The sequence below is a fragment of the Nonomuraea sp. B5E05 genome (assembly GCF_039880665.1).
Taxonomy (GTDB): Bacteria; Actinomycetota; Actinomycetes; order Streptosporangiales; family Streptosporangiaceae; genus Nonomuraea.
The window spans coordinates 113856-128263 of record NZ_JBDPMJ010000022.1 but is presented as its reverse complement, the minus strand read 5'-3'; the positions used below and the strand labels follow the sequence as shown (position 1 = coordinate 128263).

At 71.5% G+C, this 14408-nt stretch carries 15 protein-coding genes and 1 pseudogene; 9 read left to right on the top strand and 7 right to left on the bottom strand.

What is annotated here, in order from left to right; genetic code table 11:
• Positions 1-86 precede the first annotated feature (86 nt).
• Positions 87-1340: a hypothetical protein gene (locus ABGB01_RS33430; protein WP_347777574.1), complete on the bottom strand. Its 1254-nt coding sequence runs from the start codon at positions 1338-1340 to the stop codon at positions 87-89.
• 186 nt (positions 1341-1526) lie between these two features.
• On the opposite strand from ABGB01_RS33430, the gene ABGB01_RS33425 reads away from it, so the two are divergent.
• Both ABGB01_RS33425 and ABGB01_RS33420 read left to right on the top strand, forming a co-directional pair.
• Positions 1527-2453 carry an NAD-dependent epimerase/dehydratase family protein gene (locus ABGB01_RS33425; protein WP_347777573.1) on the top strand — a complete coding sequence of 309 codons (927 nt, stop codon included), beginning with the start codon at positions 1527-1529 and terminating at the stop codon, positions 2451-2453.
• Positions 2450-3013: pseudogene (locus ABGB01_RS33420) on the top strand (glycosyltransferase family 2 protein); the annotation flags it as partial. The gene ABGB01_RS33425 and the pseudogene ABGB01_RS33420, both read left to right, overlap by 4 nt.
• Before the next feature lie 167 nt (positions 3014-3180).
• On the opposite strand, the gene ABGB01_RS33415 reads toward ABGB01_RS33420, so the two are convergent.
• Genes ABGB01_RS33415 through ABGB01_RS33405 form a run of 3 tightly spaced genes read right to left on the bottom strand, consistent with a single transcriptional unit; the run spans position 3181 to position 5663 of the window.
• The gene (locus tag ABGB01_RS33415; protein ID WP_347777572.1) at positions 3181-3762 is read right to left on the bottom strand and encodes a GtrA family protein; all 582 of its coding nucleotides are present in this window, start codon (positions 3760-3762) and stop codon (positions 3181-3183) included.
• Entirely contained in the window at positions 3755-4504 is a 750-nt protein-coding gene (locus ABGB01_RS33410) for a class I SAM-dependent methyltransferase (RefSeq protein WP_347777571.1), read from the bottom strand. Before ABGB01_RS33410 ends, ABGB01_RS33415 begins: the two co-directional genes overlap by 8 nt.
• The gene (locus tag ABGB01_RS33405) at positions 4494-5663 is read right to left on the bottom strand and encodes an NAD-dependent epimerase/dehydratase family protein (RefSeq protein ID WP_347777570.1); all 1170 of its coding nucleotides are present in this window, start codon (positions 5661-5663) and stop codon (positions 4494-4496) included. Before ABGB01_RS33405 ends, ABGB01_RS33410 begins: the two co-directional genes overlap by 11 nt.
• Before the next feature lie 267 nt (positions 5664-5930).
• Here ABGB01_RS33405 and ABGB01_RS33400 point away from each other — a divergent pair, with 267 nt between their 5' ends.
• The 4 genes from ABGB01_RS33400 to ABGB01_RS33385 all read left to right on the top strand — a co-directional run bounded on the left by ABGB01_RS33400 (position 5931) and on the right by ABGB01_RS33385 (position 8572).
• Positions 5931-6182 carry a hypothetical protein gene (locus ABGB01_RS33400; RefSeq protein WP_347777569.1) on the top strand — a complete coding sequence of 84 codons (252 nt, stop codon included), beginning with the start codon at positions 5931-5933 and terminating at the stop codon, positions 6180-6182.
• Positions 6183-6253: 71 nt separating this feature from the next.
• Positions 6254-6865 (top strand): TetR family transcriptional regulator, encoded by a 612-nt coding sequence (locus tag ABGB01_RS33395; RefSeq protein ID WP_347777568.1) that lies wholly within the window; start codon positions 6254-6256, stop codon positions 6863-6865.
• Positions 6866-6877: 12 nt separating this feature from the next.
• Positions 6878-8353: an FAD-dependent monooxygenase gene (locus tag ABGB01_RS33390; protein WP_347777567.1), complete on the top strand. Its 1476-nt coding sequence runs from the start codon at positions 6878-6880 to the stop codon at positions 8351-8353.
• Between the two features lie 36 nt (positions 8354-8389).
• On the top strand, positions 8390-8572 hold the full coding sequence (locus ABGB01_RS33385; protein ID WP_347777566.1) for a hypothetical protein: 183 nt from the start codon (positions 8390-8392) through the stop codon (positions 8570-8572).
• A gap of 10 nt (positions 8573-8582) precedes the next feature.
• Here ABGB01_RS33385 and ABGB01_RS33380 read toward each other — a convergent pair whose 3' ends face one another.
• Both ABGB01_RS33380 and ABGB01_RS33375 read right to left on the bottom strand, forming a co-directional pair.
• Positions 8583-9404: an SAM-dependent methyltransferase gene (locus ABGB01_RS33380; RefSeq protein WP_347777565.1), complete on the bottom strand. Its 822-nt coding sequence runs from the start codon at positions 9402-9404 to the stop codon at positions 8583-8585.
• A gap of 86 nt (positions 9405-9490) precedes the next feature.
• Positions 9491-10441: a helix-turn-helix domain-containing protein gene (locus tag ABGB01_RS33375; RefSeq protein ID WP_347777564.1), complete on the bottom strand. Its 951-nt coding sequence runs from the start codon at positions 10439-10441 to the stop codon at positions 9491-9493.
• Between the two features lie 71 nt (positions 10442-10512).
• Here ABGB01_RS33375 and ABGB01_RS33370 point away from each other — a divergent pair, with 71 nt between their 5' ends.
• A complete protein-coding gene (locus ABGB01_RS33370) occupies positions 10513-11811 on the top strand; it encodes an MFS transporter (protein WP_347777563.1) in 1299 nt (432 codons plus the stop codon).
• Complete coding sequence (locus ABGB01_RS33365; protein ID WP_347777562.1) at positions 11808-12491, top strand: peptidyl-tRNA hydrolase; 684 nt, start codon at positions 11808-11810, stop codon at positions 12489-12491. Before ABGB01_RS33370 ends, ABGB01_RS33365 begins: the two co-directional genes overlap by 4 nt.
• A gap of 1 nt (position 12492) precedes the next feature.
• On the opposite strand, the gene ABGB01_RS33360 is transcribed toward ABGB01_RS33365, so the two are convergent.
• Complete coding sequence (locus tag ABGB01_RS33360; protein ID WP_347777561.1) at positions 12493-13470, bottom strand: DUF3616 domain-containing protein; 978 nt, start codon at positions 13468-13470, stop codon at positions 12493-12495.
• 170 nt (positions 13471-13640) lie between these two features.
• On the opposite strand from ABGB01_RS33360, the gene ABGB01_RS33355 reads away from it, so the two are divergent.
• Positions 13641-14402: a hypothetical protein gene (locus ABGB01_RS33355; RefSeq protein ID WP_347777560.1), complete on the top strand. Its 762-nt coding sequence runs from the start codon at positions 13641-13643 to the stop codon at positions 14400-14402.
• Positions 14403-14408 lie beyond the last annotated feature (6 nt).

Below are 14408 nucleotides of genomic sequence, written 5' to 3'. Positions count from 1 at the left end.
CCGGGAATTCCGTGATGCAGAAAAGAGCGGCATTATGTGCAGTTCCGGTGCACACGCATTGTCCGAGTGGTGAACGGCCCCGGGTGTCACCGGTGGTCGTTCACCGCCGGCTCATGACCGTCCGAAAGCCCTCGCACGCCGGCCGCGGAACCGGCCGCGGGCAGGCCCCGCTCCCGCCAGGGCAGGGCGTATACCAGCGCGGCGATGACGACGAGCGACGAGAACACCCACACCCGCTGGGCCGTTCCCCATTCCATGCCCGTCAGGAAGTAGATCAGGTGCAGGTAGCCGACCACCACCCACAGGCTCGTGAGCGTGATGGCGGACCAGGCCCCGCGCGGCGGGCGGGCGAGGAGATAGGGCAGCGGCCAGAGCAGATACTGGGCGCCCAGGCGGTAGGTCACGATGAGGAAGACCAGGAGCAGGGCGAGGGTCAGCACCTCAGGCTCGGCCCGCCGCCACCACCAGAGCGCGGCCAGGAGCGCGGCGGCCAGGATGACCAGGCCGACCCGGCCGAAGGCGGGCGAGACGATCTGCTCGCCGCCGGTCGCCACGGCCGTCCAGCCCCAGTCGCCGACCACCGGGCGGGTCGACATGATGGCGCGCACCAGGGCGGGCAGCTCGGTGACCGCGGTGTCGAGGAAGACCGCACTGCTGGCCAGCATGGCGAGGGGCGCCACCGCGGTCCAGACGAGCACCGTGACCCGCCGGCGCAGGCCGGGCAGCGCCAGCACGACACCCGGCACGAGCAGCAGCGACCAGTGGGTGCACGACACCGACAGGCCGATGAGCAGCCCCGCGAGCTGGACGCGACCCTTGCGGGCGGCCAGGAGCGCGGCCACGCCGAACAGCAGCGTGATCGGCGGGAACTGCCCGTGCAGCCCGCTCACCAGGACGCCGACGGGCAGGCACGCGTACTGGAAGCCGCGCAGCGCACCGCGCTCGACCGCGAGCCTGCTGATGAGGGGGATCAGCGCGAGGTCGGCGACGATCGGGACGATCCGGCCGGCGACGGCCCACGACAGCCCCAGCGTCTCTCCCAGCTCCTGCTGCCCGGCCAGCACGTAGGCGAGCAGCGGCAGGAAATGCCAGCCCCCCTCACGCAGGTGCATCGTCGGGTTGAGCCCGTCGAGCACCGCGTTGGCGGCGTCGCGGAAGTCGTGCTCGAAGTCGTAGGGCTGGACGGCCATTTGGGGGGCCAGCAGCATGGAGAGCACCCGCAGCACCGCTCCGGCGCAGAGCGCCATCCACAACGGCGGAGCCCAGCCCTTGCGCTGGGCGAGCACCGCCAGAGCGAAACCGACGGCCAACGGCGGCCCCAACATCACTTCGGGGGTCACCGGCACTCCATGGGGTGGCTCCGATCTCGGCTGTCACGATCAGGACGAAGAAAACCGTAGCCTACGTCAAGTGCGCGACGGCTCCGTGTGACGCGTCTGAACACCCCGAACGTGGGCAGTCGAATTGAGCGAATCTACAGGTTGCGCCGGTAGGGTCTCCAGAACGTCAAGCGAAAGGAGCGGCGAATGTCGGAGTTCGCCGGAGCTCGTGTGCTGGTCACGGGAGGGTCAGGTTTCATCGGCAGACGCCTGGTCGCGGCTCTGCTCGCAGAAGGTGCCGAGGTCGTGGTGGCCGATCTGAACGCCCATCCCGACCCCGCGGTGCGCTCTGTGGTGGGAGATCTGCGCGACCCAGCGGTCCGCGGTGAGGCCGTGTCCGCGGGGCTCGACGGCGTCGTGCACCTCGCGGCGGTCACGTCGGTGTTGCGCTCGGTCGAGGACCCCGCCGGAACCTATGAGGTGAACGTCGCGGCGACCGCGGGGCTGCTCGAACTCGCCCGCGAGCGGGAGGTGCCCAGATTCACGTTCGCGTCCACCAACGCCGTGACGGGCGACGTGGGCAGCGCGCCCATCACCGAATGGCAGGCGCTGCGCCCGCTCACCCCCTACGGCGCGACCAAGGCCGCGGGCGAGATGCTGCTGAGCGCCTACTCCGGCGTCTATGGCATGCAGACCTGCGCGCTGCGTTTCGCCAACGTCTACGGCCAGGGGATGCGTCACAAGGACAGCTTCGTGCCCCGGCTGATGCGCGCCGCCGCCGAGAACACCGGCGTCCAGGTGTACGGCGACGGCACCCAGTTGCGCGACTACGTCCACGTGGACGACATCGTCCAGGCCGTCCAGGTGGCCTGGCGCACGGGCCACAACGGCCCTCTGGTGGTCGGCTCGGGGCGCTCGGTGAGCGTGAACGAGCTGATCGAGGCGGCCCGCGAGGTCACCGGGGCGCCGATCCCGGTCGAGCACGTCGCCGCCAAGCAAGGAGAGATGCCGGCGGTCGTGCTCGACACGTCGCTGGCCAAGACACTCGGGTACGAACCGCGGCACGATCTGACCACCGGCCTGCCGACCGTGTGGCCGGACTTCGTGCCGGGTGGTGTGGAGGGCCTGGCATGACCGCCGATCACATGGCGAAGACCGACGCGAGGATCGACGCCGCCGCGATGGCGGAGTTCACCGCCGAGCACGGCGGCGATCTTCCCCCCATCGCGATCGTCATCGCCGCCTACAACGAGGAACGCGGCATCGGCGACGTGGTCAGCGCGATCCCGGCCGTCATCGCCGGGCACGAGACGGCGACCGTCGTGGTCGTCGACGGCGCATCCGACGACACGGCGGCCGTGGCCCGCAAGGCCGGCGCGCTGGTCTGTGACGTCCCCGTCAACCGCGGGCAGGGCGCGGCCCTTCGGCTCGGCTACCGCATCGCCAGGGCGGGCGGCGCCCGCTACATCGTGACCACCGACGCCGACGGGCAGTACGACCCGGGCGACATCGAGCGCATCCTCTCTCCCGTGCTGAGGGGAGAGGCCGACTTCGTCACCGGCTCTCGGGTGCTGGGGCGCCAGGAGACCTACGACCGCGTGCGCCGCCTGGGCGTGCACGTCTTCGCCCGGATGATCAGCCTGCTGACCGGGCAGCGCATCACCGACACCTCCTTCGGCATGCGCGCGATGCGTGCCGAGGTCACCGGGGCCGTCACGCTGAAGCAGCCTCAGTATCAGTCGTCCGAGCTGCTCATCGGCGTCATCTCGCGGGGCTACAAGGTGCTGGAGGTGCCGGCGACGATGCGGTTGCGGGTCGCCGGCACGACCAAGAAGGGCGGCAACCTGGTCTACGGCTACCGCTATTTGCGCGTGGTGCTGGGCACCTGGCTCCGGGAGCGCCGCGGCACCGCACCGTCGGGGTCATCGGCGCCGTCCGCGTCCGCCTCGCCTTCTTCGTCCGCCTCGCCTTCTTCGTCCGCCTCGCCGGCGGAGGCCGCCCGGGGCTCGGCGAAGACGAAGTAGTGGAAGAAGCAGAACTTCGCCAGGAACAGGACGCCGTAAACCCCTAGGAAGACCGCGCCCACGAACAGCACGCGCGCTCCGTCGGTGGCGAACAGCCGGGGCCCCACATCGTGGGCGACCCCGGTCGCCCACGTGGTGAGCAGCAGCCCCGTCACCGACGTCAGCCAGAACGGCAGCAGCTCGCGCAGCACCCGGGGGCGTCCCCTGCGCCGCCACGCCCACCGGCGGGCGAGCACGTAGTTGGTCACCGCGCCCAGGGCCCAGGCGGCCACCGCGGCCGCCTGGGCTCCCAGCAGCTCCTGACCGTAGGCCACCAGCAGCGTCACCTCGCTCACCACGGCCGCGACCACGGAGCCGAGCGTGTAGCGCGTGAAGATGCGTGGCAGCGCGCCACGGAGGAAGCGGCGGAGGTCAATCACGGCCGGTGCGCTCCCCGTCGTGCGGCACACGGAGCACGCCGAGCACCGACTGGCCGAAGGGGATCGGCAGCACCCGGTCGAGCACCCGGGTGACCGGCACGATGACCTTGTCGTACAGGCCGACGGCGCCCGCCTTCGGCGAGCCCGCCTTGCCCATGCGCACCGCGGCCCACCAGGCGAGCCCGCCCAGCAGGTTGACCGGCCTGGCCAGCGTCACGCCCAGCCCGGCGCGGCCGGCGGCGTCGCGCAGGGTGGCGGGCGTGTAGCGGCGGAAGTGGCCGACCTTGCGGTCGAACTCGCCGTACAGGCTCATGTAGGCGGGCACCCAGAGCACGATCGTGCCGCCCGGTGTGACCGAACCGGCCAGCTGCCTGAGGATCTCGGCGTCGTCCTCGAAGTGTTCGAGCACGTTGATGGCGATCACCGTCTCGACCGGGCGCTCCAGCTGCGCGCCGGAGGAGAGGTCGAACTGCATGGCCTCGACCTCGGCGGAGCTCGCGAAACGCTCTTTCAGCAGCGCCACCGCGTCGGGGTCGACGTCGGTGACGACCAGCCGGTCGAGGCCGGTGAACTGCGCGGCGAACTCGCCCAGCCCGGCGCCGACCTCCAGCACGCTGCGCCCGCAATGGGGGGCGATCAGGTCGTACTGGTAGCGGCGGTAACGGGGCTTGTCGGGGCCGCCGTCCTCGCGCTCCGCCGTACGGCCGGTGGCGCGGGCGAAGGCTCCCTCGTCAGCGCTCACTGGTCCGCTCCGCCCCCGGGCTGCGCCAGTTGACGACCGGCAGGAGCGCTTCCTCGCGGACCCGGTCGACATGGCGCTTGGCCACGTCGAACAGCGACGTGATGAGCGTGTCGGACAGCAGGTGCGGAACCAGGCCGAGCTCCACCAGGCCCGTGTGGGTCACCTTGTAGTAGTGCTCCTCCTTCTCGACGCGGGGGTTGTCGAGGTTGTCGATGGTCACCTCGCCGGGGAAGGACTCGGAGACCGTGGCGGCGATGTCTCTGACCGACATGCTCTCGGTCATCTGGTTGAACACCCGGAACTCGCCGCGATCGGCCGGGTTCTCGCAGGCGAGCTGGATGCAGCGGACCGTGTCGCGGATGTCGATGATGCCGCGGGTCTGGGTGCCGGAGCCGTAGACCGTCAGGGGGTGGCCGAGCACCGCCTGGATGACGAACCGGTTGAGCACGGTGCCGAAGACGGCGTCGTAGTCGAACCGGGTGGCCAGCCGGTCGTCGAGCGTGGTCTCGGGCGTCTCCTGGCCGTAGACCACGCCCTGGTTGAGGTCGGTGGCGCGCAGCCCCCAGATGCGGCAGGCGAACTCCATGTTGTGGCTGTCGTGCACCTTGGACAGGTGGTAGAACGAGCCGGGCCGCTTGGGGTAGAGGACACGGTCCTTGCGGCCCTTGTGCTCCAGGTCCAGCCAGCCCTCCTCGATGTCGATGTTGGGCGTGCCGTATTCGCCCATCGTGCCGAGCTTGACCAGGTGGATCTCCGGGTCGATCTCGGCGATCGCGTAGAGCAGGTTGAGCGTGCCGACGACGTTGTTGGTCTGCGTGTAGACCGCGTGCTTGCGGTCGATCATCGAGTAAGGGGCGGCCCGCTGCTCGGCGAAGTGGACCACGGCGTCGGGGCGGAAGTCGCGGATCATCGCGTACGTGAAGTCGGCGTCGGTGAGGTCGCCGATGAACATGTCGATGGTCTTGCCGGTCCGCTCCTGCCACGCCGTGACGCGGGTGTGCAGCGACTCGATCGGAACGAGGCTGTCCACGCCGAGCTCCAGGTCGTACTGACGACGTACGAAGTTGTCGGCGACCGCCACCTCGTGGCCGCATTGCGACAGATGGAGAGCCGTCGGCCATCCGAGGTATCCGTCGCCGCCGAGGACCAAGATCCGCATAAATCCATCCTGACTTGTTGTAGACGCATCCGCATCCTGCGGCCCTGCGTCGGTGTGTCGCCTACGGGGTGTCCGCAGCTTGCAGCTAACCAGCCTTAGTACACGCTAAACAGGTTCTCATTAATTGAGCATGACTTCTCAGGCTGACTTTGATGGTCCGACGATGTTACGTGTTCTGCGCACCGTACCGGGTTCTGGAGGGATGTTGTGCTGAAGGTGGGGAGTGTCCTCCTAGGCTTATCGAACACGAGTTCGTAGAATGGCTTCATGGATCTCACCCCGGAAGAACTTCCCGAGCTCTGGAGGCCGCCCATCGTGGAGCACTCCGCGACGATCCGCGCCGGTGAGAGGCGCTATCTGCTGGCCTGGGGTGACGACGCCAGGGGTGCGCGCTGGGGGTTCCTGCTGGAGCCCCCGCAGTCGCGCGGGCGGCGGGCCCGATGGGTGCACTGGGGCGAGATCCGCCCGGTCGCGGGAGAGGACTACAGCGCGGTCCCCGTCACGGATCCGCTGTTGTGAGACTCGTCTCTCCATGATTTCTGCGTGATCAGAAAATTTGCGCATTCCGCACATTTGTCTAAGCTGCTCTCATGAGCGGGTTGAGGGAGCGGAAAAAGCGTGCCACACGTGAGGCGCTGATGGCGGCCGCACTCCGGCTCGCGCTGGAGCGCGGGCTGGAGGGCGTTCGCGTCGACGACATCGCCGCCGAGGCCGGCGTCTCGCCCCGGACGTTCAACAACTACTTCGCCGGCAAGCACGAAGCGATCGCCGCCCGCCACACCGACCGGATCGAGCGGTCGGTGGCGCTGCTGCGCGCGCGGCCGCCCGAGGAGCCCCTGTGGGAGGCGCTGACGGAGGCCATGGTCGAGCCGTGGGAGCAGCACGCGGGCGACGCGCACTCGCCGCCGCCTCCAGAGTTGCTGGCGAGCATCCGGATGTTGTCCAGGGAGCCCGCGCTGCGGGCCGAGTCGCTGCGGGTGGCCTTCGCCGCCGACGGCGCCCTGGCCGCGGCCATCGCCGAGCGCACCGGAACCGACGGCTCCCGTGACCTCTACCCCCACCTCGTCGCCGGCGCCGCGACCGCGGCCGTCCAGGCGGCCGTCGGCCACTGGCTGCGCGCCGACCCGCCGATCCCGCTCGCGCCCCTGCTGCGCGACGCCCTCCGCGCGCTGGCGGCAGGGCTGCCCGACCCGTCCATCTGAGGAGCCCGTGACATGGCCGGTGACATCGCGTCCCCCTTCGACATCGTCATCGTCGGCGGTGGCCCCAACGGGCTGATGCTGGCCTGCGAGCTGAGCCTGGCCGGGGTCCGGCCGCTCGTCGTCGAACGCCTGCCGCACCGCGGCGACCAGCCCAAGGCCAACGGCATCGTCGGCCAGGTCGTGCGGCTGCTGCGCCGGCGGGGCCTCGCCGCCGAGGAGGCCCCGATGCGCGCGTTCGTGTTCGGCGCGCTGCCGCTGGACCTGTCGGGGCTCGACGACAACCCGCTCCACGGGATGGGGATCAAGCAGCCCGAACTTGAGGAACTGTTCGAGAAGCGGGCGCTCGAGCTGGGCGCCGAGATCCGGCGCGGGCACGAGCTGACCGGCTTCGACCAGGATGCGCAGGGCGTCAGGCTGCGCCTCGAAGGGCCCGCGGGCCCCTACGTCCTGCGCACCCGCCATCTGGTCGGCTGCGACGGCGCGCACAGCACGGTGCGCAAGCTCGCCGGCATCGGGTTCCCCGGGGTGGTCACGGCCGACGTCGTGAGCCGCGCCGCCCACGTCAGCGTTCCCGGGGCGGTGTTGCGGATGGAACGGGCCGAGGTGGAGGTGCCGGGCGTGGGCACGTTCGGGCTCTACGCCTGGCACCGCACCGAGCGCGGCGCGTACGCGATCATGCCGGCGGGCCCGGGGACGCTGATGATCAGCGCGATGGAGTGGGAGTCCGGCGCGCCCGGCGACGACGTGCCCATGACCGTCGAGGAGCTGCGCGCGAGCCTCGCCCGCGTGACGGGGGCCGACGTGCCGCTGGCCGGCCCCGCAGGCGCGGGCCCTCACCTGCTCAGGCGGCTGAACGGACGCAACACGCGGGTGGCCGAGCGTTACCGCGCGGGCAGGGTGTTCGTGGCGGGCGACGCCGCGCACGTCCACTCCGCCATGGGCGCGCCCGGGCTGAACCTGGGCCTGCAGGATTGCGTGAACCTCGCCTGGAAGCTCGCGGCAGAGGTGCGCGGATGGGCGCCGCCGCGGCTGCTCGACAGCTACGAGGCCGAGCGCCGCCCAGCCGCCGAGCGGGTCGTCCTGCACACGCAGGCCCAGCTCGCGCTGGCCGCTCCCGGCGTCGAGGTCACGGCGCTGCGCGCGGTGTTCGGCGAGTTGCTGGACGACGCGGCGGCCCGGCGCCGCATCGCCTCCCTGCTGGCCGGCTCCGACGTGGTCTATCCGATGCCCGCGCCGCCGCATCCGCTGCTCGGACGCTTCCTGCCCGATCTGCCCGCAGAGCCCGCCGCCCGCGCCAGGCCGGTCCTGCTCGACCCGGAGGGGCGGCTGCGGGTGCGTCACGGGCGGGTCGACGTGGTGGCCGCCGAGGGCCCCGACGCCGTGCTCGTACGTCCCGACGGGTACGTGGCCTGGGCCGGCACGCCCGGCGAGACGCTGGACGAGGCGCTAAGGACGTGGTTCGGCGAAAGCCTCGAGGTGGCGGTGTAGCGCGTCGCGCATCAGCTCGGGCGTCATCCGCTCGGGGTGGAGCACGCCCGCGAGGGTGAGCCCGTCGATCAGCGCGACCAGCCGCTCGGTCTCCACCGCGGCGTCCATGCCCGGCGGCCGGTGCCGGGCGATGCCGTCGACGATCCGCCAGATGAGGCGCTGGTGATCCTGCTCAGGTCGAGGAGCGCGGGCGTGCCCTACGCGCGGGAACAGCGCTGAGCGGCCCGGCTCACGCGCGGCCGACGCCGGCGAGGATGCCCGGCCTGACGTAGTCGTACGGGCCGTCGGGGGAGGCGTCGGGCGTCCAGTCGGCGACCGGGACGACGCCGGGGCCGATCAGGTCGAGACCGTCGAAATAGGCGGCGATCTGGTCGCGGTCGCGGCCGGCCAGGCCGCCGGAGGTGGTGCCGCGGTAGACCGACCGGCCCGCGTCGGTCACGTCGGCCGCGGCGTTGCCCGCGTACAGGTGCGAGAGCACCAGATGGTTGCCGGGCCGCAGCCGCTCCCTGACGCGGGCCACGATGCCGGCGGCCTCGTCGTCGTCGGGCACGAAGTGCAGCACCGCGACGAGCAGGACCGCGTACGGCTCGGACATGTCGATGCGCCCGGTGACGCGCGGGTCGTCCAGGATGGCGTCGGGGTCCCTGAGATCACCCTCCACCGCGTCGACGTAGGGGTCCCTGGCCAGCAGAGCGCGGGCGTGGGACAACACGATCGGGTCGTTGTCGACGTAGACGACGCGGGAGCCGGGGGCGTGCCGGTGGGCCACCTGGTGCACGTTGTCCTGGGTGGGGAGCCCGGCGCCGATGTCGACGAACTGGCGCACGCCGGCCTCGGCGATCACGCGTACGGCCTGTCGCAGGAAGGCTCGGTTGGCCAGCGCGATCTGCCGGGTGTCGTTGCCCATCCGGCGGCCTATCTCGATCATCTTCTCGGCCGCCTCGCGATCGGCGGGGAAGTTGTCGCGGCCGCCGAGATAGTAGTCGTACATGCGGGCGACGCTGGGGACGTGAGGGTTGATCTCTGACGATAAGCGGTCAACCTCGGCCATGTCGCGACCCTTCGGGACATTGATCTTTTGCGCCGATTCTAGGCGGGGAACGTGCCGGGATCCCGGGCCCTGCGGCGAGCGGCCGATCAGATGCGCCGGAAGGTACGCCGGTAGGCCAGCGGCGCCACGCCCACGGCCGCGCGCAGGTGCTGGCGCAGCGAGACCGCCGTGCCGAAGCCGGCCCGCCTGGCCACCTCCTCCACCCCCAGCTCCGTCGTCTCCAGCAGGTGCCTGGCGTGCTGCACGCGCTGCCGGTTGAGCCACTTGGCCGGGCTCACGCCGCTCTCCTCGCGGAAGCGCCGGGTGAAGGTGCGCACGCTCATCCTCGCGTGCGCGGCCAGCGCGTTGAGATCGAGCGGGGCGTCGAGGTTGGCCAGCATCCAGGCGCGGGTGGCCGCCGTGCCGTCGCCGTCGCCGTCCGGGAGCGGCCGGTCGATGTACTGAGCCTGGCCGCCCTCCCGCCAGGGCGGCATGACGCAGCGGCGGGCGGCGCGGTTGGCCACCTCGCTGCCGTGGTCGCGCCTGATCACGTGCAGGCACAGGTCCATGCCCGCCGCCACCCCGGCCGAGGTCAGCAGGTCGCCGTCGTCCACGTAGAGCACGTCGGGATCGAGCTTGACCCGGGGGAACAGCGCGCCGAAGCGCGCCGCATCGCTCCAGTGCGTGGTGGCCCGCCGCCCGTCGAGCAGGCCAGCGGCGGCCAGCACGAACGCGCCCGTGCAGATCGACATCGTGCGCGGCCGATCCTGCAGGGCCGCCGACAACCGCTCCGAGATCGTGCCCTCCACCAGGGCCCGGCCTCCGTGGATGCCCGGCACCAGGACCGTGCCGGCCGTGCCGAGCACGTCGAGGTCATGGTCGGGCTGCACGGTGTAGCCGGCCGAGCAGCGCACCGGCATGCGGCCCTCGGAGCAGGTCACCACCTCGTAGAGCCGTTCGCCGTCCGCGTCGCGGGCGCTCCAGAACACCTGGCCGGGCACGCCGAGGTCGAGCGGGGCGAAGTGGTCCAGCACCACGACCGCGATCCGATGGGTCATGGCTGGATTCTTGCAGATATTGGCTTCTCGGCCACTCGTGACCACCTGAGGGGTTCGACCAGGATGGGCGCATGACTTTGAGCACCACCCCCACCCGTCGCGGGCTGCACCGGGCCTGGTACGTCGCGGCCGTGGCCTTCGTGACGATCCTGGGCGCGGCCGGGTTCCGCGCCACCCCCGGTGTGCTGATCACCCCGTTGCGGGAGGAGTTCGGCTGGTCGGCCGGCACGATCTCGCTGGCCGTCTCGATCAACCTGGTGCTCTACGGCCTCACCGCTCCCTTCGCCGCCGCCCTGATGGACCGTTTCGGCATGCGGCGCGTGGTCGCCGTGGCGCTGCTGCTGATCGCCTGCGGCAGCGGGCTCACCGTGCTGATGACGGCGAGCTGGCACCTCCTGCTGCTCTGGGGCGTGCTGGTCGGGCTCGGCACGGGGTCGATGGCGCTGGTGTTCGCCGCGACGGTGGTGGACCGCTGGTTCGTCCGCCACCGCGGGCTGGTGACCGGCGTGCTGACCGCGGCAGGCGCCACCGGGCAACTCGTCTTCCTGCCCGTGCTCGCGCACCTCGCTCAGGGCCCGGGATGGCGCTTCGCCTCGCTGACCGTGGCCGCGGCGGCGCTGGCCGTGGTGCCGTTCGTGTGGTGGCTGCTGCGCGACCGGCCCGAAGACGTGGGGACCACGGCGCTGGGCGCGCAGCCGGGTGCGGTCCGTACGGCGCCCAGCACGGCCAACGCCGCCCTCAGGGCCGTCACCGTACTCGCCGCGGCGGCGCGGACACGGCCGTTCTGGATGCTGGCGGGCGGTTTCGCGATCTGCGGAGCCAGCACGAACGGACTGGTCGGCACCCACTTCATCCCCGCCGCGCACGACCACGGCATGGCCGAGCCCGTCGCCGCGGGTCTCCTGGCGGTCATCGGGATCTTCGACATCGTGGGCACGGTCGCGTCGGGCTGGCTGAGCGACAAGATCGACCCGAAGGTGCTGCTCGGCGTCTACTACGGGCTGCGCGGGCTCTCCCTGATGGTGCTGCCCGGCCTGTTCGCGGCCACGACAGAGCCGAGCATGCTGATCTTCATCGTCTTCTACGGCCTGGACTGGGTGGCGACCGTGCCGCCCACGGTCGCCCTGTGCCGGCGCGTCTACGGAGCCGACGGAGCCGTCGTGTTCGGCTGGGTGTTCGGCGCGCACCAGGTCGGGGCCGCGATCGCCGCGTTCGGGGCCGGCCTCACCCGCGACCACCTGGGCGCCTACGACCTCGCCTGGTACGCCGCCGGCGCCCTCTGCCTGGTGGCCACCGGCATGTCCCTGGCGATCGGGCATGCTAGGGAGGCGACGAAACCCGAGCAAGCGATGAACCTCAGAGAGCGATGAACACCGAGCTTTACGTCCTGCCGCTGGTCGTCAGGATCGAGCGGGCCGCGCCCCCCGAGCGCACCGACGCCCTGGAAGCCGCCGCCATGGCCGTGCTGAGCCTGCTGGCCGACCCGGGCGAGTGGGCCGCCGAGTTGCACGCCTGGCAGTCCACCGGCAAGATCCGCAAGGTCGTGCGCCGGGCGCGGGGCGCCGAGTGGCGGCGGGCGCTCGCGTTGCCGGGGCGCACGATCGAGCACCGCACGGCAGAGGTGCGCGTGCATCCGCCGGTGCCGCTCGACGACTGGCCGAGAGACCTCGCGCGGCTGCAGGTGTCGGGCACCGACCTGGCCGACACCGCCGAGCCGCCTCCCGCCGAGCTCCCCATCCTGTGGGAGAACCCCAGGCTGGAGATGTCCGCGGGCAAGGCCATGGCGCAGGCCGGGCACGCCGCCCAGCTCGCATGGTGGGCCAGCGACGCCGGCGAGCGTGCCGCCTGGCGGGAGCGCGGGATGGCGGTGTCGGTGCGCCGGGCTTGCGCACAGGGCGACTTCGACGCCAGGGTGGCCGCCGGGCTGCCCGTCGTGCGCGACGCCGGGTTCACCGAGATCGAGCCGGGTTCGTGCACGTTCGTCGCGGATGCGCCCTGGCTCGCCGGGCGCGTCTTCAGCAGGATCTGGCGTGGAACCCCGGGCGTTTAGTTCACGGCCGAGAAGCTGACAGCGTGAACACGTCGGCCAGCACGCCGCCGGCCGGGGTGACGCGCGCGGGCGACGGGCTGTCGTAGACGACCATGAGCCGGCCGCAGGCCAGCAGCGCCAGGCCTTCGGGGTGGTCGCAGCCGGCGCCGTAAGGCAGCTCCAGCACCGTCTCGAGCTCGCCGGCCGGAACGACGTCCCCGCACCGGTTCGGCCGCCAGCGGACCACGCGTACGGGCCCGTCGAGGCTCATGGTGGGCCCGGCGAGCACCAGCAGCGAGTCGCCGTCGGGGCACAGGTCCCGCACGCCCAGCCCGTCCAGGTCCAGGAAGTGTTTGCGGTACGGCTCGCGCAACCGCAGCCGCCCGCCGCCCGCGTCGTCCAGCCGCAGCTCCAGCACGACGGCCCAGCCGCGCAGCACGGGGCCGCGCAGCCCCAGGTAGACCTGCTCGGCCACGACGGCGATGCCTTCGACGTCGAACCCGTTGTCCTTGCCGGGCAGGTCGAGGAACGCCCCGAGATGCCGGTCGTCACGCAGGTGCGTGGTGAGGCCCTGCCCGCCGGACAGGATCGCCCCCTGGCCGGGGGTCTGCTCGTCGAGGAGCGGCAGGCGTACGAGGATGAAGCGGTTCTCCTCCCTGACCACCGTGGCCAGCCGGTCGGCGGCCTTGGCGGGGTCCTTCGACTTGACCTTCTTGCGCTTGAGGCTGTGCGAGCCGGCCAGCCAGAGGTGGCCGTCGGTGCGGGCGAGGCCCTCGATGTCGGCTTCGTCCACGGGGCCGGCCGGGAGGTCGACGTGGCCCGCCAGCTCGAACGTGCGCTGCGCGCCGAAGTGGTCGCCCGTCCACGCCAGGTGCTCGACCGTCGCGGTCTCGTCGCCGGCGATCCAGAGGCCGGTCGCGCTCGGCCTGATCGCTGAGAGGTTTGTATGGGTTTGGGCTGCTCTGGAGGCTTGATCGAAGCGCAGCTCCACCTGTTCCACGAAGCCATGATTGCACTTCGGTCGCTTCGAGGACGCCATGGCGGGATATGTCGTACGCTCCGCTCGTGCTCGATGGGGAAGATGAGATCAAGGGTTCCCGCGTGAGAACCGCTTCCAGACCTTGGATCCCTGCTTCTCCGCCCAAACGCTCCCGCATCGGTGATCTCCGCATGCGGGTGGTGTACCGGGGGCTCGCCGTGGCCGCCGCCGTCGTGGCCGTCGCCGTGACGCTGGTCGTGGTGGTGCTCCCGTCAGGGCCGGACGAGGTCGCGGCGGGGCCGGTAACCGCGCCGCCGGCCGCACCGTCCTCGTCCGGCCCCGCACCTTCCCCCGCGGTCAGCGAGCCCGTCGAGGCGGCGAAGGCGTCACCCACTCCCGGCGCCTCGCTCGCGCCCGGTTACACGGCCATGGAGGCGCTGTACGCCGACCCGCGCATCCCCAAGCTGACCTCCAGGGTCAAGAAGATCAAGGTGCGCGCGCCCGCCAGGCGGGTCCTCAAGGACCGGCGCACCGGGCTGGCCGTGCCGAGGCTGGGCCGGCCGTGGAAGGTGCACAACCCGGCGCCGTTCACCACCAAGCAGGTGCTGCCCAGGCAGCGCGGCACGAGCCTGCGCGGGATCCTCGTGACCTGCCCGCTCCCGATCATGAGGCAGAGGTCGCCGCGCGACACGGCGCTGCTGGCCGCCCGCTGGACACTCAACCACCACCCCAAGGACTCCCGGATCACCTGGCTGGCCGCGCAACCGGTCAAGGACGGATGGATGCTGATTTACCGGGTGAAGTACGGAAAACACTCGTCCCAGGCGGCCGTCGTCGTCATGGACGGGGGAATGAGCAAGCCCGGCCTGGCGTTCGTCACTGTGCCTGACACGCAGCGCAAGCACTGGCCAGATGTCGGCCGCGTGGCCGCAGGGGTACGTGTCCTAGGCTAGAAAGAT

Bases quoted from the DNA above. Each gene is read 5' to 3' on its own strand.
- ABGB01_RS33425 (WP_347777573.1), top strand. From the start codon at position 1,527: ATGTCGGAGTTCGCCGGAGCTCGTGTGCTGGTCACGGGAGGGTCAGGT.
- ABGB01_RS33405 (WP_347777570.1), bottom strand. From the start codon at position 5,663: ATGCGGATCTTGGTCCTCGGCGGCGACGGATACCTCGGATGGCCGACG.
- ABGB01_RS33400 (WP_347777569.1), top strand. From the start codon at position 5,931: ATGGATCTCACCCCGGAAGAACTTCCCGAGCTCTGGAGGCCGCCCATC.
- ABGB01_RS33395 (WP_347777568.1), top strand. From the start codon at position 6,254: ATGAGCGGGTTGAGGGAGCGGAAAAAGCGTGCCACACGTGAGGCGCTG.
- ABGB01_RS33390 (WP_347777567.1), top strand. From the start codon at position 6,878: ATGGCCGGTGACATCGCGTCCCCCTTCGACATCGTCATCGTCGGCGGT.
- ABGB01_RS33380 (WP_347777565.1), bottom strand. From the start codon at position 9,404: ATGGCCGAGGTTGACCGCTTATCGTCAGAGATCAACCCTCACGTCCCC.
- ABGB01_RS33375 (WP_347777564.1), bottom strand. From the start codon at position 10,441: ATGACCCATCGGATCGCGGTCGTGGTGCTGGACCACTTCGCCCCGCTC.
- ABGB01_RS33370 (WP_347777563.1), top strand. From the start codon at position 10,513: ATGACTTTGAGCACCACCCCCACCCGTCGCGGGCTGCACCGGGCCTGG.
- ABGB01_RS33365 (WP_347777562.1), top strand. From the start codon at position 11,808: ATGAACACCGAGCTTTACGTCCTGCCGCTGGTCGTCAGGATCGAGCGG.
- ABGB01_RS33355 (WP_347777560.1), top strand. From the start codon at position 13,641: ATGCGGGTGGTGTACCGGGGGCTCGCCGTGGCCGCCGCCGTCGTGGCC.